The sequence below is a fragment of the Streptomyces aureocirculatus genome (genome assembly GCF_000720475.1).
GTDB lineage: Bacteria > Actinomycetota > Actinomycetes > Streptomycetales > Streptomycetaceae > Streptomyces > Streptomyces aureocirculatus.
The window spans coordinates 1-21,621 of sequence record NZ_JOAP01000014.1 but is presented as its reverse complement, the minus strand read 5'-3'; the positions used below and the strand labels follow the sequence as shown (position 1 = coordinate 21,621).

Annotated in this window: 13 protein-coding genes, 1 tRNA gene and 1 rRNA gene; 3 read left to right on the top strand and 12 right to left on the bottom strand. The window is 69.8% G+C overall.

Annotated elements, in window-relative coordinates; all coding sequences use genetic code 11:
• The first annotated feature begins 257 nt into the window (after positions 1–257).
• Together IG78_RS0114555 and IG78_RS0114550 are read left to right on the top strand one after the other, a co-directional pair.
• Entirely contained in the window at positions 258–1,058 is an 801-nt protein-coding gene (locus tag IG78_RS0114555) for an Fpg/Nei family DNA glycosylase (protein ID WP_030563021.1), read from the top strand.
• A 95-nt stretch (positions 1,059–1,153) separates the two neighbouring features.
• Entirely contained in the window at positions 1,154–1,930 is a 777-nt protein-coding gene (locus IG78_RS0114550) for an SDR family NAD(P)-dependent oxidoreductase (RefSeq protein WP_030563020.1), read from the top strand.
• Between the two features lie 206 nt (positions 1,931–2,136).
• Here the strand turns inward: IG78_RS0114550 and IG78_RS0114545 are convergent, their stop codons facing one another.
• The 9 genes from IG78_RS0114545 to IG78_RS0114505 all read right to left on the bottom strand — a co-directional run bounded on the left by IG78_RS0114545 (position 2,137) and on the right by IG78_RS0114505 (position 17,583).
• Positions 2,137–2,607 (bottom strand): Dps family protein, encoded by a 471-nt coding sequence (locus IG78_RS0114545; protein WP_030563018.1) that lies wholly within the window; start codon positions 2,605–2,607, stop codon positions 2,137–2,139.
• Positions 2,608–2,905: 298 nt separating this feature from the next.
• Complete coding sequence (locus IG78_RS0114540) at positions 2,906–3,280, bottom strand: helix-turn-helix domain-containing protein (RefSeq protein WP_030563016.1); 375 nt, start codon at positions 3,278–3,280, stop codon at positions 2,906–2,908.
• A 109-nt stretch (positions 3,281–3,389) separates the two neighbouring features.
• A complete protein-coding gene (locus IG78_RS0114535) occupies positions 3,390–4,088 on the bottom strand; it encodes a CinA family protein (RefSeq protein ID WP_030563014.1) in 699 nt (232 codons plus the stop codon).
• Positions 4,089–4,213: 125 nt separating this feature from the next.
• The gene (gene pgsA, locus IG78_RS0114530) at positions 4,214–5,011 is read right to left on the bottom strand and encodes a CDP-diacylglycerol--glycerol-3-phosphate 3-phosphatidyltransferase (protein ID WP_051852639.1); all 798 of its coding nucleotides are present in this window, start codon (positions 5,009–5,011) and stop codon (positions 4,214–4,216) included.
• Positions 5,008–6,558 carry a 30S ribosomal protein S12 methylthiotransferase RimO gene (gene rimO / locus IG78_RS0114525; RefSeq protein WP_078964972.1) on the bottom strand — a complete coding sequence of 517 codons (1,551 nt, stop codon included), beginning with the start codon at positions 6,556–6,558 and terminating at the stop codon, positions 5,008–5,010. The genes pgsA and rimO overlap by 4 nt, the downstream gene beginning before the upstream one ends.
• Before the next feature lie 84 nt (positions 6,559–6,642).
• A complete protein-coding gene (locus IG78_RS0114520; RefSeq protein WP_037685331.1) occupies positions 6,643–7,524 on the bottom strand; it encodes a helix-turn-helix domain-containing protein in 882 nt (293 codons plus the stop codon).
• Between the two features lie 245 nt (positions 7,525–7,769).
• The gene (locus IG78_RS0114515; RefSeq protein ID WP_030563008.1) at positions 7,770–10,565 is read right to left on the bottom strand and encodes an FtsK/SpoIIIE family DNA translocase; all 2,796 of its coding nucleotides are present in this window, start codon (positions 10,563–10,565) and stop codon (positions 7,770–7,772) included.
• A 486-nt stretch (positions 10,566–11,051) separates the two neighbouring features.
• Complete coding sequence (locus IG78_RS0114510) at positions 11,052–11,735, bottom strand: response regulator (RefSeq protein ID WP_030563006.1); 684 nt, start codon at positions 11,733–11,735, stop codon at positions 11,052–11,054.
• Positions 11,736–12,000: 265 nt separating this feature from the next.
• Positions 12,001–17,583 (bottom strand): HAMP domain-containing protein, encoded by a 5,583-nt coding sequence (locus IG78_RS0114505; RefSeq protein WP_107054904.1) that lies wholly within the window; start codon positions 17,581–17,583, stop codon positions 12,001–12,003.
• A gap of 304 nt (positions 17,584–17,887) precedes the next feature.
• Between IG78_RS0114505 and IG78_RS0114500 the strand changes: the two genes are divergently transcribed.
• Positions 17,888–20,506 carry a SpoIIE family protein phosphatase gene (locus IG78_RS0114500; RefSeq protein ID WP_030563002.1) on the top strand — a complete coding sequence of 873 codons (2,619 nt, stop codon included), beginning with the start codon at positions 17,888–17,890 and terminating at the stop codon, positions 20,504–20,506.
• Positions 20,507–20,596: 90 nt separating this feature from the next.
• Here IG78_RS0114500 and IG78_RS0114495 read toward each other — a convergent pair.
• The 3 genes from IG78_RS0114495 to rrf form a co-directional block, all read right to left on the bottom strand.
• Positions 20,597–20,672 (bottom strand) — tRNA-Thr (locus tag IG78_RS0114495).
• A 78-nt stretch (positions 20,673–20,750) separates the two neighbouring features.
• The gene (locus tag IG78_RS0114490) at positions 20,751–21,446 is read right to left on the bottom strand and encodes a DegT/DnrJ/EryC1/StrS family aminotransferase (RefSeq protein ID WP_225882025.1); all 696 of its coding nucleotides are present in this window, start codon (positions 21,444–21,446) and stop codon (positions 20,751–20,753) included.
• Between the two features lie 79 nt (positions 21,447–21,525).
• Positions 21,526–21,621 (bottom strand): 5S ribosomal RNA (gene rrf / locus IG78_RS44050); the annotation flags it as partial.

Below are 21,621 nucleotides of genomic sequence, written 5' to 3'. Positions count from 1 at the left end.
GGCCCGCAGACGCCGAACCGACGGGAGGGGTCGTGGCGGGATGACCGAGCGCAGCGTGCCAAGCAACACACTGACGGCGCGATGAAACCAGGCAGTGTCCACTACGCGAGCACGGCCATACCGCCACGACCCCGCCACCCCCACAAACGGAGAGCCGAACCGAGACGAGGCAAGACGAGCCGAGCCGAGCCGAGCCGAGCCCACCAGCAAAAGACGCCCCTCCCACCACCCCCCACCAAAAATGCGACGCTACCCCCATGCCCGAAGGAGACACCGTCCACCAAGCGGCCCGCCGCCTACACACAGCCCTGGCAGGCCACCCCCTCACCCGCTCCGACCTCCGCGTCCCCAAACTCGCCCTGACCGACCTGACCAACCGCACCGTCCTGGACGTGACCCCCCGCGGCAAACACCTCCTCACCCGCGTCGAAGGCGGCCTCACCCTCCACTCGCACCTGGGCATGGACGGCTCCTGGCGCCTGTACACCCCGGGAGAACGCTGGCGCGGCGGCCCCGCCCACCAGATCCGAGCCATCCTCGCCACCGAGGAACGCACAGCCGTCGGCTACCGCCTGCCGGTCCTCGAACTGCTCCGCACGACCGACGAACACCGGGCGGTGGGCCACCTGGGCCCCGACCTCCTGGGCCCGGACTGGGACCCCGAGCAGGCACTGCACAACCTCCGCGCCACCCCCGAGCGCTCCCTGGGCGAGGCCATCCTCGACCAGCGCAACCTCGCGGGCGTCGGCAACATCTACAAGAGCGAGATCTGCTTCCTGCTGGGCGTCACCCCCTGGCTGACCGTCGGCGAGCTCCCCGAGGAGACGGCGACCCGCGTCCCCGCCCTGGCCAAGAAGCTCCTGGAGGCCAACCGCAACCGCCCGGCTCGCATGACGACGGGCGTCGACAGCCCGGGCCGGCGCCTGTACGTGTACGGCCGCGCACCCCGCCCCTGCCTCCGCTGCGGCACACGGGTACGCCAGGCGGAACAGGGCGACCCGACCCGCCGCCGCCCCACGTACTGGTGCCCGACCTGCCAAGAGGGCCCAACCCCCTGAACACCCCCGCCACCTGAACGCCCCCCTGAACAACCCCCCATCACCGCCAACACCCCCAGTTGACGCCCCGTCAGATCCGCCCCTACGGTCCGCCCATGCCCATAAAGGCGTACGACCTCACCGGCCGCACCGCATTCGTCACCGGCGCAGCCAGCGGCATAGGCCGGGCCACGGCGGTGCTCCTCGCGGAGGCAGGAGCAGCGGTGCACTGTGCCGACCGCGACGCGCGGGGCCTCGCGGAGACGGCCACCCGCGTCAGGAAGAGCGGCGGCACGGCGGCGACGTACACCGTGGATGTCACCGACAGGGAGCAGGTCGACCGGGCGGTGGACGAGGCCACGACGAGCACGGGCCGCCTGGACGTCATGGCGGCGATCGCCGGGATCATGCACAGCAGCACGGTCCTGGAGACCCGCGACGAGGACCTGGACCGGGTCCTGGCGGTGAACTTCAAGGGAGTGCTGTACGCCTGCCAGGCGGCGGCCCGCACGATGATCGCCGCCGGTACGGGCGGCAGCATCGTGACGATGGCGTCGGGCGCGGTCGACGCCAGCCGGCCGGGCCTGCTCTGTTACGCCTCGGCGAAGGCCGCCGTCGTACAGCTTACGAAGACGCTGGCAGCGGAGGCCGGCCCGCACGGCATCCGGGTCAACGCGGTGGCTCCGGGATGGATCCGTACGCCGATGACGCACCGCCACGAGCAGGAGGCCCAGGAAGCGGTCGAGACCTCGCTGGCGCGCAGGTCGCCGCTTGGCAGGGTGGGCGAACCCGAGGACGTCGCGCAGGCGGTGCTGCACCTGGCGTCGGACGCGTCGACGTTCACGACGGGCCAGATCCTCCGCCCGAACGGCGGGGTGGCCATGCCTTGGTGACACGGACACGCCCCCGCCGAACCTGCCTCATGGCCCTGGCCTTCGGCACACAGTGCACCGGCAGCAGACTCAGCCCCCACCCCCCGGCGGCGACGGCACCTTCGAGCACGCCCGCGTCGGGAGCGAGGGCGAGCCGGAACACGGCCCACCACCACAGCGCGGCGAGGCCCAGGGCCGATGCCCGCCGGAGCACGACCCGCGACCCGCTATCCGTTCTCGGCCTGGAACATCCAGTGATGTTTCTCCAGGTCGGCCGTGATCTGGATGAAGATGTCCTGGCTGACCGGATCCGCTTCCCCGGTGGCGCTCACCCGCTCCCGCATCCGTGTGATCACCGCGCCCAGCGCGTCCACGAGCGTCCCGACCGCGTCGACGTCCTTGACCCAGCCGTCGGAGACGTTGCCGATGCCGCTGCTCGACGCCACCGTCGCGGCCCGCCCGTCGGGCGAGACGCCGAGGGCCGAGGCCCGCTCCGCCACGGTGTCCGAGTGCTGCCGGGCGGTGTCCACGACGTCGTCGAGTTGGAGGTGCACGGAGCGGAAGCGGGAGCCGATCACGTTCCAGTGGATCTGCTTGGCCACCAGGGACAGGTCGACGAGGTCCACGAGCGCCCCCTGCAGCGCCTCGGACACCGTCTTGAGGTCGGCGTCGGACAAGGGGCTCTTCACGACGTACATGGTTCCTCCGCGTCTCGGCGTGATGCGCTTCGGCAGTGATGCGTTTCGGCAGTGATGCGTCTCGGCAGTGATGGAGAACAAGTCGTCCCGAACCACCATCGCGCAAGCACACGAGTACGGCCACTTCGGTACAGACCATCACCCACGCCGCAAAAACAAACAAAATCACCCCACTGCCGAGCCCCGCCCTGCCGAACACCCCGCACAAAACGAAAACCCCGCACACGACAAGAACCCCGACCGATCACCCGGCCGGGGCTGTCTGTGCACGTACATGTGCGTGGGGGCGACGCGAGCGTCAGGCGGCGACGACGCCGACCGCCTCCGCGGGCGCCTTGATGGTCACCCGTTCCGGTGGCACACCGGTCACCGAGACGGCGTTGAGCATCGGACGTACCGGTGCGCGCACCGGTTCCGTAGCCGCTGCCGACTCGGCCAGCTCGGCGAGCGAGAGCTCGTCGCTCACTTCCCGCATGAGCTCGGACATCCGTACGTCAAGCGCGTCGCAGATCGCGGAAAGCAGCTCGGAGGAAGCCTCCTTCTGCCCCCGCTCCACCTCGGAGAGATAGCCGAGTGAGACTCGGGCGGACGAGGAGACTTCGCGCAGAGTACGGCCCTGGCGCTGGCGCTGCCGACGCAGCACGTCACCCAACAGGCGACGGAGCAGAATCATCGGTGGCTCCCTCCTCGGACCGCGTAGCCGCATCCTTCTCGCCCCACCGTACCGCCTCGCGCGGCGGCCGTGCGGGGAGCGATGTCGTGTTCACTCAGGGCTGCAAACATCAAGTCCCCCCGTTCTGTTCCGTATCCTGTGCCCGCCCATTCCCGGTCCGTTCGCCGGAGAGCTGGTCGAGAAGCAGTTCCAGCACGCTCCGGACGCTCTCCATACGGATTTCCGTACGGTTTCCGTTCAACCGCAGCGCGGCCACTTTCCCCTCAGAGCGAAGCACGGAACTCGAGGCGGAATCGAGGCAACCGTCAGTTTCAGGCCGCTCCAATGCCTCTGTACCGCCTTCTGTACCGCCTTCTGTACTGCTTTCTGTACTGCTTTCTGTACTGCTTTCTGTACTGCTTTCTGTACTAGCCTCTGTACCGCCCTCGGCAGGCCGGGCAGCGGGCCCGGCGACAGCGACGAACACCGTTCCGACCGGCTGGCCGTCCTGCCGCTCCGGCCCGGCGACGCCGGTGGTGGCGACGCCCCAGTCCGTGCCGAGCAGCTCGCGCACCCCGATGGCCATCTGCAGCGCGACCTCGCCGTCCACGGCGCCGCGCTCGGCCAGGAGGTCGGCGTCGACACCGAGGAGGTCGCGCTTCACCTCGGTCGCGTACGAGGTCACCGAGCCCTTGAAGGCCTGTGAGGCACCCGGGGCGGCGGTCACCTCGGCGGCGACGAGGCCTCCGGTCAGCGACTCGGCGGCGGCCAGGGTCTCCCCGCGCTCGCCGAGCACCCGCAGCACCTCGGCGGCGGACTTGGCGAGCAGGGCCCCCTCGGCGACCCGCGCGGCCACCGCGGCCCGGGCGTCCTCGACCGCGTCGGCCGCGTCGGCGGCGTCGGCGCCCTCAGCAGCAGACCCCGAACCAGCCACTCCGTCACGCTCCGGATCAGTCACTTCGCAGCCCTCCGAGCAGTCGGTGTCCCGCCCTCCGACTCGGCCCCGGCATCGGGAACGCCCTCCGCGCCACCAGGAGCGACCCCCGCGGCGCCGGGTACGGCCCCCACGGCCCCAGGATCCTCCACAGCCCCAGGAACGGCCTCCGCGGCCCTCCCGAGGCGCCGCAGCACGACCGCCTGCTTCACGTAGTCAAGGCCGGTCACGACGGTCAGGGCGACCGCGACCGCCATCACCCAGAAGCGCAGCGTGGCCAGCGGCCCGGTCAGCGCCAGGACGTACATGCCGACGGCGGTGCCCTGGGCCAGGGTCTTCATCTTGCCGCCGCGGCTTGCGGGGATGACGCCGTAGCGGATCACCCAGAAGCGCAGCAGGGTGATCCCGAGCTCACGCCCGAGGATCACCCCCGTCACCCACCACGGCAGATCGCCGAGCCAGGACAGACAGATCAGCGCCGCACCCATGATCGCTTTGTCGGCGATGGGGTCGGCGATCTTCCCGAAGTCCGTGACCAGGTTGTACGTGCGGGCGAGATGACCGTCGAAGAGGTCGGTGATCATGGCGATGGCGAACGCCGCCCAGGCGAACGAGCGCCAGGCCGGGTCGTAGCCGCCGTCGGCGAGGAGCAGCATCACGAAGCCGGGCACGAGCAGCAGCCGGATCATGGTCAGCAGGTTGGCGACGTTCCACAGACTGGCCTGGTCGACCGCGGCGGCGCCCAGCTTGCCACCGCGCACCGGCTTCGCGCCGGGCGCGCCGGAGCCGCCCGCCGCGGATGCCGGGACCTGGGTCATCTGCCCGTCCCCTCGCCGACGCCATGGGATCGGCCCGATCGGCCCGTGCCGAGGGCTTCAGGACGGGCCTCGGGACCGGCTCCGGCCCCGTCTTCCAGGAGCTCGCACTGCTCCGCCACCAGATCCACGCCTTCCGTGCCGACGACCTTTGCCACGACCATACGGCCGACGCGCAAGGCCTCACCGGCCGTCGCGTCCGCGAAGCGGATCTGGCCGTCCGTCTCCGGGGCCTGGTGCGCGGCCCTGCCGAGGGCGCCGTCCTCCTCGTCGACGGACTCGATCAGGACTTCGAGGCGCTCACCGAGGCGCTCCTCGGCACGCTGCGAGGTCAGCTCCTCGGCGAGCCGGGAGACCCGCGCGAGCCGCTCGTCGACGACGTCCTGGTCGAGCTTGTGCTCGTACGTCGCCGCTTCCGTGCCCTCCTCGTCGGAGTAGCCGAAGACGCCGATGGCGTCGAGCCGCGCGCCCGTGAGGAACCGCTCGAGCTCGGTCACGTCGTCCTCGGTCTCCCCGGGGAAGCCGACGATGAAGTTGGAGCGCACACCGGCCTCGGGGGCCTTCTCGCGGATCGTCTCCAGGAGCTCCAGGAAGCGGTCGGTGTCTCCGAAGCGGCGCATCGCGCGCAGCACGCCGGGCGCGGAGTGCTGGAAGGAGAGGTCGAAGTACGGGGCGACCTTCTCCGTGGAGGTGAGGACGTCGATGAGGCCGGGGCGCATCTCCGCGGGCTGCAGGTAGCTGACCCGGACGCGCTCGATGCCGTCGACGGCGGCCAGCTCGGGCAGCAGCGTCTCCAGGAGACGGATGTCACCGAGGTCCTTGCCGTACGACGTGTTGTTCTCGGAGACCAGCATGACCTCCTTCACGCCCTGCTCGGCGAGCCAGCGCGTCTCGCCGAGCACGTCCGAGGGGCGGCGCGAGATGAACGAGCCGCGGAAGGACGGGATGGCGCAGAAGGAGCACCTGCGGTCGCATCCGGAGGCGAGCTTCACCGAGGCCACGGGGTTGCTGCCGAGACGGCGGCGCAGCGGCGCACGCGGCCCGGAGGCGGGCGCGACGCCGTCGGGCAGGTCGACGGGCGCGTGTCCCGGCAGGGCGACGTCAGAGCCCGCGTCCTGGCGCTCGGCGGGGCTGATGGGGAGCAGCTTGCGGCGGTCGCGCGGGGTGTGCGAGGCGTGGATGCCGCCGTTGAGGATGGTCTGGAGGCGGTCGGAGATGTCGGCGTAGTCGTCGAAACCGAGGACTCCGTCGGCTTCGGGGAGCGCTTCGGCGAGATCCTTGCCGTAGCGCTCGGCCATGCAGCCGACGGCCACGACGGCCTGGGTGCGGCCGCGACCCTTGAGGTCATTGGCCTCGAGCAGGGCGTCTACGGAGTCCTTCTTGGCGGCTTCGACGAAGCCACAGGTGTTGACGACGGCTACGTCCGCGCTCTCGGCGTCCTCCACGAGGTCCCAGCCGTCCGCCTCCAAGCGGCCTGCCAGCTCCTCCGAGTCCACCTCGTTACGGGCGCAGCCAAGCGTGACAAGGGCGACGGTGCGGCGTTCGGGCATGGAATCAAGACTACTTCGTCCATGCGTCGGCGCCCGCCGCCAGGGTTCTGGGTGCCCGCGACGGGCGCTCGGAGCGGGGGCGCGTCAGCCGACTTCCGGGTCACCCTTCGTGTACGTGAGGCGCTCGACCTGGCCCGGTTCGAATTCGTTGTCGACGGGCTTGCCGTTCACGAACAGCTTGATCGCACCGGCGTCACCGAGCACCAGGTCGATCTTGTCCTTGTCCTGGAAGGTCTTGGTCTGGCCCTGCTCGAGCAGGCCGTCGAAGAGCAGGCGGCCGTTGTGGTCCTTCACCGAGATCCAGCTACGGCCGTCGGTGGCGTCGACCTTGACGGTCACCTTGTCCCGCGGGACGCCGGCGATCGCGCTGTCCGAGGGGTCGGGCTTGGGGTCGGCGGGCTTGGTGCCGCTGGGCTTGGGGGCGGCGGGCTTGCTGGCGGGCGTGCCCTCGGCGACCTGCTGGCCCGCGTCGCTGTCGTCGTCGCCGCTGAAAGCGGTGTACCCGACGAAGGCGATCACGGCGACGATCGCGGCGACCATGGCCGCGGTCCAGTTCGGCCTGCGGGGGTCGGAGCGGATCCGCTCGGCTTCGAACAGCGGCGCGGCCGGTGTCGGTGCGGGCGGCCTGCCGCCGTGCCCCTCGTCGTACTGGGCGATGAGCGGCGCAGGGTCGACGCCGACGGCGCGCGCCAGCGTACGGATGTGCCCGCGCGCGTACACGTCGCCGCCGCAGCGGGAGAAGTCGTCCTGTTCGATCGCGTGCACGATCGGGATGCGCACCCGGGTGGACGTACTGATCTCGTCGACGGTCAGGCCCGCGTCGACACGGGCCTGCTGCAGCACACGCCCGATCGGGATGCGGTCCTCGGCGGGATGTTCCTCCGCGGGATGTTCGGCCGCGGGGCTGTCCGCTGCGAGGCGGTCGTCTGAAGGGTGGTCGTCTTCAGGAGAGTTGCCGATGGACACGGGTGCGCCTTTCGAGCGTGTAGCCACCTGCCGGACATTCAGTCTAGGGGGGCCGAGAAAGGGTGGGGCAACCGGGCGGACGGACTTTGTACGCCATCAGAATGGCCGGACATCCTGATGGTGGGGCATGGTGCTGTTGTTCCCCTCAACTTGACGTGAGCCGAAGAGAAACGGTTGCTTTCATTCTCGAACGGGTGGGCTGCTCCTCGTACGAGTGAATCGGTTGCGTACGGGTGAACCGCTCGTCAAGAAGCCTCCCCGCGGATCACCGCGAGCACTCCATCCAGCTCATCGGGTTTCACAAGAACGTCACGTGCCTTCGAGCCCTCGCTCGGCCCGACGATGTTGCGCGACTCCATGAGGTCCATGAGGCGTCCTGCCTTGGCGAAGCCGACGCGCAGCTTGCGCTGGAGCATCGAGGTGGACCCGAACTGGGTGGAGACGACCAGCTCGGCGGCCTGGCACAGCAGGTCCAGATCGTCGCCGATGTCCTCGTCGATCTCCTTCTTCTGCTTGGTGCCGACGGTGACGTCGTCCCGGAAGACCGGCGCCATCTGGTCCTTGCAGTGCTGCACGACCGCGTGGATCTCGTCCTCGGTGACGAAGGCGCCCTGCATACGGGTCGGCTTGTTGGCGCCCATCGGCAGGAAAAGGCCGTCGCCCTTGCCAATCAGCTTCTCGGCGCCCGGCTGGTCGAGGATGACGCGGCTGTCGGCGAGCGAGGAGGTCGCGAACGCGAGCCTGGAGGGAACGTTTGCCTTGATGAGGCCGGTGACGACGTCCACGGACGGCCGCTGGGTGGCGAGCACCAGGTGGATGCCGGCGGCGCGCGCGAGCTGGGTGATGCGCACGATCGAGTCCTCGACGTCGCGCGGCGCGACCATCATCAGGTCGGCGAGCTCGTCGACGATGACCAGGAGGTACGGGTACGCCTTCAGCTCTCGCTCGCTGCCCTCGGGCGTCTTGAGCTTGCCCTCGCGCACGGCCTGGTTGAAGTCGTCGATGTGGCGGTAACCGAACGCGGCCAGGTCGTCGTAGCGCAGATCCATCTCGCGTACGACCCACTGCAGGGCCTCGGCCGCCCGCTTGGGGTTGGTGATGATCGGCGTGATCAGGTGCGGGATGCCTTCGTAGGCGGTGAGTTCGACGCGCTTGGGGTCGACGAGGACCATGCGGACGTCCTCGGGGGTGGCCCGCACCATGATCGAGGTGATCAGACAGTTGATGCACGACGACTTACCGGAACCGGTGGCTCCGGCGACGAGGATGTGCGGCATCTTGGCCATGTTGGCCATGACGTAGCCGCCCTCGACGTCCTTGCCGAGCGCGACCAGCATCGGGTGCTCGTCCTCGGCGGCGTCCGCGAGCCGCAGCACGTCGCCGACCTTGACCATCTCGCGGTCGGTGTTCGGGATCTCGATGCCGACCGCGGACTTGCCGGGGATCGGCGAGATGATCCGCACGTCCGGGGACGCGACGGCGTACGCGATGTTCTTGGCCAGGGCCGTGATCTTCTCGACCTTCACCGCGGGGCCCAGCTCGATCTCGTAGCGCGTGACCGTCGGGCCGCGCGTGAAGCCGGTGACCCGCGCGTCGACCTTGAACTCCGTGAAGACGTTCGTCAGGGATTCGACGACCGCGTCGTTCGCGGCGCTGCGGGCCTTGCCGGGGCCGCCGCGCTCCAGGAGGTCGAGCGAGGGCAGCGAGTAGGTGATGTCTCCGGAGAGCTGCAGTTGCTCCGCGCGCGGGGGCAGGTCGCGTGGCGTTTCGGGGGCGGCCTTCGTCAGGTCCGGGACGGCACCGCTCGCGGGCTCCTGAGGCGGGTTCCTGCGGCCTGCCACCGGGGCCTGTGACGGCGTCTTGCGCCCGGCCACCGGAGCTTCGGTCGCGCGGGCGGAGGGCACGGGCGCGGACTGCTCCGCCTCGTCGCGGTCCCCGGAGACGCCCTGGGTGAGGTCGGCGACCAGGGCCGAGGGCGGCATGCCGTGCAGGACGGCGCCGTCGAGCGCCGCGGCCGCGGCGGCGGCGACGTCCACCGCGTCCCGGGAGCGGTCCGTCCCGGCCTTTCCTGAGCCGCGACGCGGCCTGCGCCGCTTCGTCAGTGCCGCTTCCTCGGCCTCGTCGGGCGAGGGCCCCTGCGGGCCGTCTGCGGGCGTTCTGCGCCGGCGTGCGCGGGCGGGCAGCGCCTCCCGCCACTGTTCCTCGTACCGCTCCTCGTCGTCGCCGTACTCGGTGTACGCGTCGCTCTCCCCGTACGCACCCGCCTCCTGGAAGGCGGCCCGGTCCTCGACGATGCCGAGCCGCACCCCGAGCTGCCGCAGCCGCTGCGGGATGGCGTTGACCGGGGTGGCCGTGACCACGAGCAGGCCGAAGACCGTCAGGAGGACCAGCATCGGCACGGCGAGGACCTCGCCCATGGCCTTGTTCAGCGGTGTGGCGGCGCCCCAGCCGATGAGCCCGCCCGCGTCCCTTATCGCCTGCATGCCATCCGCGCGCGCGGGCGATCCGCACGCGATGTGCACCTGCCCGAGCACGCCCACGACGAGCGCGGACAGACCGATCACGATGCGGCCGTTCGCGTCGACCTGCTCCGGGTGCCGGATGAACCGCACGGCCATGACGGCGACCAGTATCGGCACGAGCAGGTCGAGCCGCCCGAAGGCTCCGGTCACCAGCATCTCGACCAGGTCGCCCACCGGTCCGCGCAGATTGGACCAGGTGCCCGCGGCCACGATGAGGGCGAGGCCCAGCAGCAGCAGCGCGAGGCCGTCCTTGCGGTGCGCCGGGTCCAGGCTCCTGGCGCCGCGTCCCACACCTCGGAACATCGCGCCCACGGCGTGCGCGATACCGAGCCATATGGCGCGCACCACGCGGTACAGACCGTTGGTGGGGTTCGGCGCCGGCTTCGGAACCTGCGCCTTCTTCGCCGCGGGCTTCTTCGCGGGCGCCTTCTTGGCAACGGCCTTCTTCGCCGGAGCCTTGGTCGGCGCGGCCGCCTTCTTCGCGGGCGGCTTCTTGGCTGCGGGCTGACGTGAGGCCATGGGTGTGAGGTTACCGGGGGAGACGACGGTGGACACGTGTGCCTACTGCTTCACCCATCCGTGTCGCCCTTACCGAGGACGCGAACTGACGGGTGCTCACAGTGGGCGTACGAAGCCGGGGCTTGCGCGCGGCACGCGGGCGTACGGGACCGGTGCTCGCGCACGGCACCTCAAGCGCACGGAACCAGTGCTTCGCTGGGCGCCGCGGGCGTACGGAACTTCCGCTTCCGGGCGCCGTACGTCCCACCGGAGCCTCCGCTTCCGAGCGCAACGCGCTCGCCGGACACCTGCTTCCGAGCACGAGGCGCCCCAGGACTCCCGCCTCCGGGAAAGGCCCCCGGGGGGATTTCCGTCGCTGGACGTGACGCACCCCGAAGCGCCCGCCTCCGGGCACAACGCGGCCCCAAGAATTCCGCTCCCAGACGCACCGCAGCCCCCGAAACCTTCGCTTTCCGCCGCGAGCGGGCCGGGAGCCGCCTGCTCGCGTCAGTTCTGCGAAGGCACGGAGGCGGCACCGCTGCCCGTGCCCGGCTCCAGGGCGTCAAGAGCCCTGCGCAGGCCGGTGAGTTTGCGTTCGAGATGAGCTGCCGTGGCGACGGCCGCCGCGTCGGCGGAGTCGTCGTCGAGCTGCTTGGAGAGCGCCTCCGCCTGTTCCTCGACCGCGGCGAGGCGCGCGGACAGCTCGGCGAGGAGACCGGCCGGCTCCTTGGTCTCCGCGGCCGCGGCCTTGGCGCCGCCCTCGAGCTGGAGGCGCAGCAGCGCGGCCTGCTCGCGCAGTTGGCAGTTCTTCATGTACAGCTCGACGAACACCGAGACCTTCGCGCGCAGCACCCACGGGTCGAAGGGCTTGGAGATGTAGTCCACGGCGCCCGCCGCGTACCCGCGGAAGGTGTGGTGTGGGCCGTGGTTGATGGCGGTGAGGAAGATGATCGGGATGTCCCGGGTCCGTTCCCGCCGCTTGATGTGCGCCGCGGTCTCGAATCCGTCCATGCCCGGCATCTGGACGTCCAGCAGAATGACTGCGAAGTCGTCCGTCAGCAGTGCTTTGAGCGCTTCCTCCCCGGACGATGCCCGTACCAGCGTCTGATCGAGCGCAGAGAGGATGGCCTCCAGCGCCAGCAGATTCTCCGGCCGGTCATCGACCAGGAGGATCTTGGCCTTCTGCACCATGGCCCGCCCTCCTCGCCCCGGCGGTACACCGGGCGCCGCCCCAGAGGACGACTCCCTTGCGCCGTCCGTCCTTGTGCCGGTCATCGTAGCCGCACCCCGCCTGTCGCCACACCCTGTCACCGCGATGTCACTGTGCACGTAGCAGAAACGCAGCGGCGGACCAGAAGGTTCCCCGAATACCGTGGTTCTACACGACGTCGGCAACACTCTGTCAGCAACTGCGTGTAGCGACGCGGCGTCCCCCCGCCGTCCGCGAACCGCTCCGTCACTCCGTGTGCATCCACTGTTCCATGACCGACAACAGGTGATCGGGGTCGACCGGCTTGGTCACGTAGTCCGACGCCCCGGAGTCGATCGCCTTCTCCCGGTCGCCCTTCATGGCCTTCGCCGTGAGCGCGATGATCGGCAGTCCGGCGAACTGCGGCATCCTGCGGATCGCCGTCGTCGTCGCGTACCCGTCCATCTCCGGCATCATGATGTCCATCAGGACGAGGGTCACGTCGTCGTGCTGCTCCAGGACTTCGATGCCCTCCCGGCCGTTCTCCGCGTACAGCACGGAAAGGCCGTGCTGCTCCAGGACGCTGGTGAGCGCGAAGACATTGCGGATGTCGTCGTCGACGATGAGCACCTTCTCACCGCCGAACTGGAACCTCACCCGCGCCGCCGGCGTCTCCTGCCCCTGCCCTTCGGGCCACTGCTCCGGCGTTCCCGCGCCCGCCGCCGCGGCGGGCTGCCCCGGCAGCGGCGGAGTGGGCTCCGCGGCGGGCGGCGCGGCCCTGCGGCGGCGCCGGAACAGCGCGGCGGGGCCGGGGGCGGCCCCCGGCGGCGTGGCGGGCGACGGCGCGGGCGCGGGCCGCCCGCCGTTCCGCAGGGACTCCTGGGACCCCTGGGACCCCTGAGAACCGGCCTCCTCCCCGGCCTCCCTGGGGTGGAGGAGTTCCCGGGACTCCAGGGCGGGCAGTTCGGGCGTCGCGGGAGGCGGCGGCAACTGGGTGTAGCCCTGCGGCGGCAGTTCGCTGGGGTGCAGCGGCAAATACAGCGTGAAGGTGGAGCCGCGCCCCGGTTCGCTCGCCGCGTGGATCTCACCGCCGAGCAGCCGCGCGATCTCCCGGCTGATCGACAGGCCGAGGCCCGTACCGCCGTACTTGCGGCTCGTCGTGCCGTCGGCCTGCTTGAAGGCCTCGAAGATCACCCGCATCTTGCTCGCCGCGATGCCGATGCCGGTGTCGGCCACGGAGAACGCGATCAGGTCGGCATCCGCGTCCCGCAGCGAACCGGCCTCGAGAAGCTGCTCCCTGATGGCGTTGGGCACATCGTTGCCGGCGAGCCGGATGACGAGCTCCACCGCTCCGGAGTCGGTGAACTTCACCGCGTTGGCCAGCAGATTGCGCAGCACCTGAAGGAGGCGCTGTTCGTCCGTGTGCAGCGTGGCGGGCAGCTCCGGTGACACACGTACGGAGAAATCGAGCCCCTTCTCCGCGGTCAGCGGACGGAAAGTGGCCTCTACGTAGTCGACGAGTTGGACGAGCGCGATACGGGTCGGGCTGACGTCCATCTTGCCGGCCTCGACCTTGGACAGGTCGAGGATGTCGTTGATGAGCTGGAGCAGGTCCGAGCCCGCGCCGTGGATGGTCTCGGCGAACTCCACCTGCTTGGGCGTGAGGTTCGCCTCGGCGTTGTCGGCCAGCAACTTGGCGAGGATGAGCAGCGAGTTGAGCGGCGTACGCAACTCGTGCGACATGTTCGCGAGGAACTCGGACTTGTAACGCATGGAGACCGCGAGCTGTTCGGCGCGCTCCTCCAGGACCTGCCTGGCCTCTTCGATCTCGGTGTTCTTGACCTCGATGTCGCGGTTCTGCTGCGCGAGCAGCGCGGCCTTGTCCTCCAGTTCGGCGTTGGACTCCTGCAGCGCCTTCTGCCGGTTCTCCAACTCCGCGGAGCGCTCGCGCAGTTGCTCGGTGAGTTCCTGCGACTGCTTCAGCAGGATCTCCGTCTTGGTGTTGACGCTGATCGTGTTGACGCTCGTCGCGATCATCTCGGCGATCTGGCTGAGGAAGTCCTTCTGGATCTGCGTGAACGGCTGGAACGACGCCAGCTCGATGACGCCGAGCACCTTGCCCTCGAAGAGCACCGGCAACACGATGACCTGCGCAGGAGGCGCCTCACCGAGCCCGGAGGCGATCCGCAGATAGCCGGACGGCGCGTTCTCCACGAGGATGGTGCGCCGCTCCTTGGCGGCCGTGCCGATCAGCGTCTCACCGGGCAGGAACGACGTCGGCATCGACCCCATCGAGTAGCCGTAGCTGCCCTGCATGCGCAGCTCGTACGCGTCCTCGTCACCGTCGCCGTCGAGGTCCTTCGCGTCGTCCAGGGGCATCGCGAGGAAGAACGCGCCGTGCTGCGCCGAGACCACCGGCGTCAGCTCGCTCATGATCAGCGAGGCGACGTCCTCCAAGTCGCGGCGGCCCTGCATGAGGCCCGAGATGCGCGCGAGGTTGCCCTTCAGCCAGTCCTGCTCCTTGTTGGCGAGAGTGGTGTCGCGCAGGTTCGCGATCATCGTGTTGATGTTGTCCTGAAGGACCTGGATCTCCCCCGCGGCGTCCACGTCGATCTTCAGGTTCAGATCGCCGCGGGTCACCGCCGTGGCGACGGCCGCGATGGCCCGCACCTGCCGGGTCAGGTTCCCGGCCATCTCGTTCACCGACTCGGTCAGGTCGCGCCAGGTGCCGTCGACGTCCCGCACCCGCGCCTGACCGCCGAGCTGCCCCTCGGTCCCCACCTCACGGGCGACCCGGGTGACCTGCTCGGCGAACGACGACAACTGGTCCACCATCGTGTTGATGGTGGTCTTGAGCTCCAGGATCTCCCCGCGCGCATCGATGTCGATCTTCTTGGTCAGGTCGCCCTTGGCGATGGCCGTGGTGACCATCGCGATGTTGCGGACCTGTCCGGTCAGATTGGACGCCATCCCGTTCACGGACTCGGTGAGGTCCTTCCACGTACCCGAGACTCCCGGGACGCGGGCCTGCCCGCCGAGGATGCCGTCCGTACCCACCTCACGGGCCACCTTGGTGACCTGGTCGGCGAACGAACTCAGCGTCTTCACCATGGTGTTGAAGGTGTCCGCGAGCTGCGCGACCTCACCGCGCGCCTCGATCGTCACCGTCTTGGTCAGATCGCCGTTGGCGACGGCGGCGGCGACCTGCGAGATGTTCCGCACCTGCATGGTCAGGTTGTTGGCCATCAGGTTGACGTTGTCGCTGAGGTCCTTCCAGATGCCCGTGACGCCGACCACGCGCGCCTGGCCACCCAGCTTGCCCTCCGTGCCCACCTCACGGGCCACCCGCGTGACCTGCTCCGCGAACGACGACAACTGGTCCACCATCGTGTTCACGGTCGTGACGAGTTCGAGGATCTCGCCCTTCGCGTCCACGGTGATCTTCTTGGACAGGTCACCCATGGCGACGGCCGTGGTGACCTCGGCGATGTTCCGCACCTGAAGGGTGAGGTTGTTCGCCATGCCGTTCACGGACTGCGTCAGGTCCTTCCACGTACCCGACACGCCCTGCACCTCGGCCTGACCGCCCAGGATGCCGTCCGTACCCACCTCGCGGGACACCCGTGTCACCTGCTCGGCGAACGCGGAGAGCTGGTCCACCATGGTGTTGAGGGTGTTCTTCAGCTCCAGGATCTCGCCCCGGGCGTCCACGTCGATCTTCTGCGACAGGTCACCGCGCGCCACCGCCGTCGCGACCTGCGCGATGTTGCGCACCTGAGCCGTGAGGTTCCCGGCCATGCCGTTCACCGAGTCGGTGAGGTCACGCCACACCCCGGCGACACCGGGCACCTGCGCCTGCCCGCCGAGCCGCCCTTCCGTGCCCACTTCACGCGCCACTCGCGTCACCTGGTCGGCGAACGCGGAGAGCTGGTCGACCATCGTGTTGATGGTGTTCTTCAGCTCCAGGATCTCCCCGCGCGCGTCCACGTCGATCTTCTGCGACAGGTCACCACGCGCCACCGCCGTCGTCACCTGCGCGATCTGACGGACCTGCGAAGTGAGGTTGCCCGCCATGAAGTTGACGGAGTCGGTCAGTTCCTTCCACGTACCGCTGACGCCGTCCACCCGCGCCTGACCGCCGAGCCGTCCCTCCGTGCCCACGTCCCGCGCCATCCGCGTGACCTGGTCGGCGAACGACGAGAGCTGGTCCACCATGGTATTCACGGTGTTCTTCAGTTGAAGCATCTCTCCGGAGACGTCGACCGTGACCTTCTGGGAGAGGTCGCCGTTCGCCACCGCCGTCGTCACCTGCGCGATGTTGCGCACCTGCCCGGTGAGGTTACGGAATGCGGTGTTCACCGAGTCGGTGAGGTCCTTCCAGGTGCCCGCCGCGCCCGGCACCTGCGCCTGCCCGCCGAGCTCGCCCTCGACGCCGACCTCCCGCGCGACGCGCGTCACTTCGGCGCCGAATGCCGACAGTTGGTCCACCATCGTGTTGACGGTGTTCTTCAACTCGAGCATCTCGCCCGCGACATCGACGGTGACCTTCTGCGACAGATCGCCGTTCGCCACCGCCGTCGTCACCTGCGCGATGTCCCGCACCTGCGTGGTCAGGTTCCTGAAGACCGTGTTGACGGAGTCGGTGAGGTCCTTCCACGTGCCCGCCGCGCCCGGCACGTTCGCCTGCCCGCCGAGCTGCCCCTCGGCACCGACCTCGTTGGCGACGCGCGTGACCTCGTCCGCGAACGTCCGCAGCGTCTCCGTCATCTGGTTGATGGTCTCGGCGAGCTGCGCCACCTCGCCGCGCGCGCTCACCCGCACCTTCTGCGACAGGTCACCGTTCGCGACGGCCGTCGTCACCTGCGCGATGCCCCGCACCTGCGCCGTCAGGTTGCCCGCCATCAGGTTCACCGAGTCGGTGAGGTCCTTCCACACCCCCGCGACGCCCGGCACCTGCGCCTGCCCACCGAGCTCACCCTCCGTTCCGACCTCCCGCGCGACGCGGGTGACCTCGGAGGAGAACGAGGAGAGCTGGTCCACCATCGTGTTGACGGTGTTCTTCAGCTCCAGCATCTCACCGGCGACATGCACGGTGACCTTGCGCGACAGATCGCCCTTGGCCACCGCCGTCGTCACCAGGGCGATGTCGCGCACCTGCGCCGTCAGCCGGTACGCCATGGTGTTGACCGAGTCCGTGAGGTCCTTCCACGAACCGGACATACCGCGCAACCGGGCCTGCCCGCCCAGCTTGCCCTCCGTGCCGACCTCGCTGGCCACCCGCGTGACCTCGTCGGTGAACGTCGACAACTGGTCGACGAGGTTGTTGACCGTACGCCCGACCTTCAGGAACTCGCCGCGCAGCGGATGGCCGTTGCCCTCGTCCACCTGCGCGCGCAGCTCCATGCGCTGCTCCAGATCGCCCTCCGCGACCGCGGAAAGGACACGGCCGACCTCGGAGACCGGCCGCACAAGATCCTCGACGAGCGCGTTGGACGCCTCGATCGCGGACGCCCAGGAGCCCTCCATGGCCCCGCCCTGCAACCGCTCTGTGAGCTTTCCCTCACGTCCGACCGTGCGCCGCACCCGCGACAGCTCACCGGTGAGGTGGAGATTGCGGTCGGCGACCTCGTTGAAGACGGCCGCGATCTCCGACATCACGTCGTCGCCGGACACCGTCAGGCGCTTGCGGAAGTTTCCGTCCCGCATCGCCACCAGGGCCGCGAGCAGCCTGTTGAGGGCCGCCGCGTCCACTGTGGCGGTCGTCCCGTGCCGCGGTTTGCGCTGACTGCCCGGGGACGGTCCGTCTTTCGCGCGCGTCTTAGCAGCCCGCGTCGCAGCGCCAGACTCCACTGTGTCCCTCCCGCAAGGGTCGACCGTACTGCTGGGTTCCGTTCGGCAGCTTCCCCAGTGTTTCACCATGGCCGAACCAGGCCATAACAGTTCGGCAGCTTCGCACACCGTCCGCACACCCTCCGGGCGGAAACACTGGCGACCGGCATCAGCATGGACGGCGAAGGTAAGTAACCTGGCATCCGGCTGTCCAACCACCCCGGTCCTGCCCGGCCAGGGCGGTGGCACACATAACAGCGGGCATCTGAGGGGCGGCCGCACCATGGGACTGCAGATTCCCGGGGGACTGAGGACGAGGAGCTCTGTGATCACCGCGCGCGCGGCTGCGACTTTCGAACCCGTCGGGCGTTCCGTCGCGACGGCACGCTCGTTCGTCCGCGACACCCTCCAGGGCTGGGGTTTCACGGACGTCGTCGACGACGCGGTCGTTCTGACCAGCGAACTCGTCACCAACGCGGTCGTGCACGCGGGCACGGCCGCCGATGTCCTGTGTCTTCGTACAGAAGACGCCGTCCGCATCGAGGTCTCGGACCACTACCCCGAGCGGGAGATCCCGCTGCAGAACTCGCCCGCGACCATGGGCAGCCCGGACCGCGAGGGCGGCCGCGGCCTCCAGCTCTGCGCCGCGCTCGCCACCCGCTGGGGCGTCGACTACACCTCCACGAACAAACAGGTCTGGTTCCAAATCGACCTGCCCGACCGCCCGGTGGGCACCCGCACCGCGGGACCCCAGCTCCCCCTCGACCTGCTGCCCGTCACCGACGGCCGCGTCCGCGTCGCCGTCGTCCAGATCGACCGCACGGGCGCCATCTCCGCGTGGAACGAGGACGCGGAGGAACTGTTCGGGTACGTCGCCGAGCAGGTCACCGGCAAGCCCCTCACGGACTTCGCCGCCTGGCCGCACACCCCCGGCACCAGCACCGGCATCGCCGACGCCCTGCGCCTCTCCCGCTGGGAGGGCAGCTACGGCATCCGCGACTCCGGCGGCCGCGTCATCCCGGTCTACGCCTCGCACCTGCGCGTCCGCGACACCGACGGCGAGCCGTCCACGGTCTGCCTTCTCGTACGGGACGACGAGCGCGCCGTCCTGCAGACCCCGCTGCGCGGCCCGTCCCCCGAGCCGGGCACGCTCAGCGAGCCGCACACCGCGGACCCCTTCGAAATCTTCATCGGTTCCCCCGCGCCCGACGACCTGGACGGACTCCTCCAGCGCACGGTCGAGCGGGCACGCGACATGCTGGACGGCGACGCGGCCTTCCTGCTGCTCGCCACGGACGACGAGACGGAGCTGGAGGTCCGCGCCTCCACGGGCCTGCCCTCGGCCCGCCAGCGCTTCGCCCGCGTCCCCGTAGAGGCGGGTCCCGGCCGGTACGGCTCCGCCCGCATGCCCGCGGTCCACGAGGACCTCACGGTCGTGCCGGGCGCCGTCCCGCTGCTCAACGGAACCGGCATGCGCTCGGTCGTCACCGTCCCGCTGAAGGTCGAGGGCCGCCTCACGGGCTCCCTCGGTGTCGCCGCGGAGGCCCGCGACCGGTACTCGAACGAGGAGGCCCTGCGCCTGCAGTTCGCCGCCGATCGCATCGCCCTCGCCGTCGAGTCGGCCCGCCTCGGCGAGCTGGAGCGGCTGCGCAGAGGCTCGCTCTCCTTCCTGGTGGAGGCCTCCGACCTGCTCGCGGGCACACTCGACCGCGACCAGACGCTGGCTCTCATGGCCCAGATGACGGTTCCGACGCTGGCCACGTGGTGCGCCGTGTACACCATCGCCGACCAGGCCTCCGAGCCGTATCTGTCGTACGTTCTGCACGAGGACGAGGACCGCATCGACGGCGTGAAGGCGCTTCTCACGAAGGTCGACCCGCCGGACCCGGTCCCGACACCTGGCGCCCGCGTCTGGGCGGCGCCGTCCGAGGCCGCGCACCAGACCGCCCTGCGCACGTCGATGCGGAACCTCGGCCTCGGTGAGCCGATGACGGTCGGCTCGGGCATCGGGACGACGCTCGCGACGGCCTCCGCCGTGGGCGGTGAGACGGTGGTCCTGCCCCTGGTCGCCCGGAACCGCGTCATCGGCATGCTGGTCCTCGGCAAGCCGTCGGACGAGCACTTCCGCCAGGAGATCCTGGAGCTGGCCGAGGACCTGTCCCGCAGGGCCGCCCTGGCCCTGGACAACGCCCGTCTCTACTCGGAGCGCATGGCGATCAGCCAGTCCCTCCAGCGCAGTCTCCTGCCGCCGGAGCTGCCGCAGGTCCCGGGCGTGGAGGTCGAGGTCATCTACCGCGCGGCCGGCGAGGGCAACGAGGTCGGCGGCGACTTCTACGACCTCTTCCCGATCCGCGACGGCGCGTACGGCTTCGCCATCGGGGACGTCTGCGGCACGGGCCCGGAGGCCGCCGCGGTCACGGGCCTGGCCCGGCACGCCCTGCGCCTGCTTGCCCGGGAGGGCTTCGGCGGCCCAGCGGTCCTGGAACGCCTGAACGCGGCGATCCTCGACGAGGGCGCCCGCAGCCGCTTCCTCACGCTCCTGTACGGGGAGTTGTGGCCCCAGGAGGACGGCTCCGCGGTCCTCAAGGTCGTCTGCGCCGGCCATCCGCTTCCGCTGCGTCTGCGCCAGGACGGCACGGTCGAGCCGTACGCGGAACCGCAGCCGCTGCTCGGCGTCATGGACGACCTCGAGCTGTACGAGCAGACGGTGACCCTTGACCCGGGTGATGTCCTGCTGTGCGTCACCGACGGCGTCACGGAACGCCGTGAGGGCACGCGCATGCTGGGCGACGACGGTCTCGCCGATGTCCTCACGACCTGCACGGGCCTCACGGCGGGGGCGGTGGCGGCGCGCATCATGCGCGCGGTGGAGCGGTTCGCGACGGACGCTCCGTCGGACGACATGGCGATTCTCGCGATGCGCGTTCCCGGTCTGGACGACTGAGAACGGGCGAACGGGCGAACGGGCGCGGGCGACCCGCGGGACACAGCAAAGAGGGCCACCGTCGCGGACGGTGGCCCTCTTCGTTGTCTCTGGAGCCCCCAAGCGGAATCGAACCGCTGACCTTCTCCTTACCATGGAGACGCTCTACCGACTGAGCTATAGGGGCCAGTTGCGCTGTGCGAGTTTTCCCCGCGGCAACGAAAGAAATCATACCCGATCGTGGGAGGGCCCCGAACCGCCTTATTCAGAAGGCGGCCTGGAGGAGTCCTCCGAGGGCGTTGCAGGCGGAGACGATCCGCTGGAGTTCACGCCGTGTCAGCGAGGCGTCGACGGGCAGCGCGAGTGTTTCGTCGGCGGCCCGCTCGGTTTCGGGCAGTTCCACGTCCCGCCAGTACTTCGGTGTGCGGTGCAGCGGGGTCTTCACGGGTACGTGGCAGTCGACTCCGCGTGCGCGTACGGCTCGTGCGAAGGCGTCCCGGTCGGGTCGGCCGTTGCCGGGCACCCGGACGACGTACTGGTCGCTGTGGGGGGCGTTCTCGGCCGGTGTTATGACGCCGGTCAGCCGTCCGTTGAGGTAGGTGGCGTAGGCCCGGCGCTGGGCGCTTCCGTCCTGCGGCGTCTCGGGTTCCCGGTGTTCAAGGACGAGGAATCCGTTGCGCCGTCCGAGGGTTCGAAGGCCTGCGGTGTCGGCCTGGTTCCCGAAGCGGTGTACGGCGATCACGGCGGCGGTGCGGGGTGTGGTGACGGCGTCGACCGCCACGGGGTCGAGGCAGTACGTCAGCGGGTCTATGTCCGCGAACACGGGCATGGCGCCGGCGAGCACGACGGCCTCGGCGACTTCGGCGTTTCCGTACGCGGGCACGATGACCTCGTCACCGCTTCCGACTCCGGCGGCCCGCAGCATTGCATGTGTCCCCATGTCTGGGGATGGTTGTCGCACAACGTGAACAGCGCGTGACGGGCAACAAAAAAGAGCTGGTCCCCGAACCGAAGTTCGGGGACCAGCTCTTCTACGTTTAGTTCGGCGGCGTCCTACTCTCCCACAGGGTCCCCCCTGCAGTACCATCGGCGCTGTGAGGCTTAGCTTCCGGGTTCGGAATGTAACCGGGCGTTTC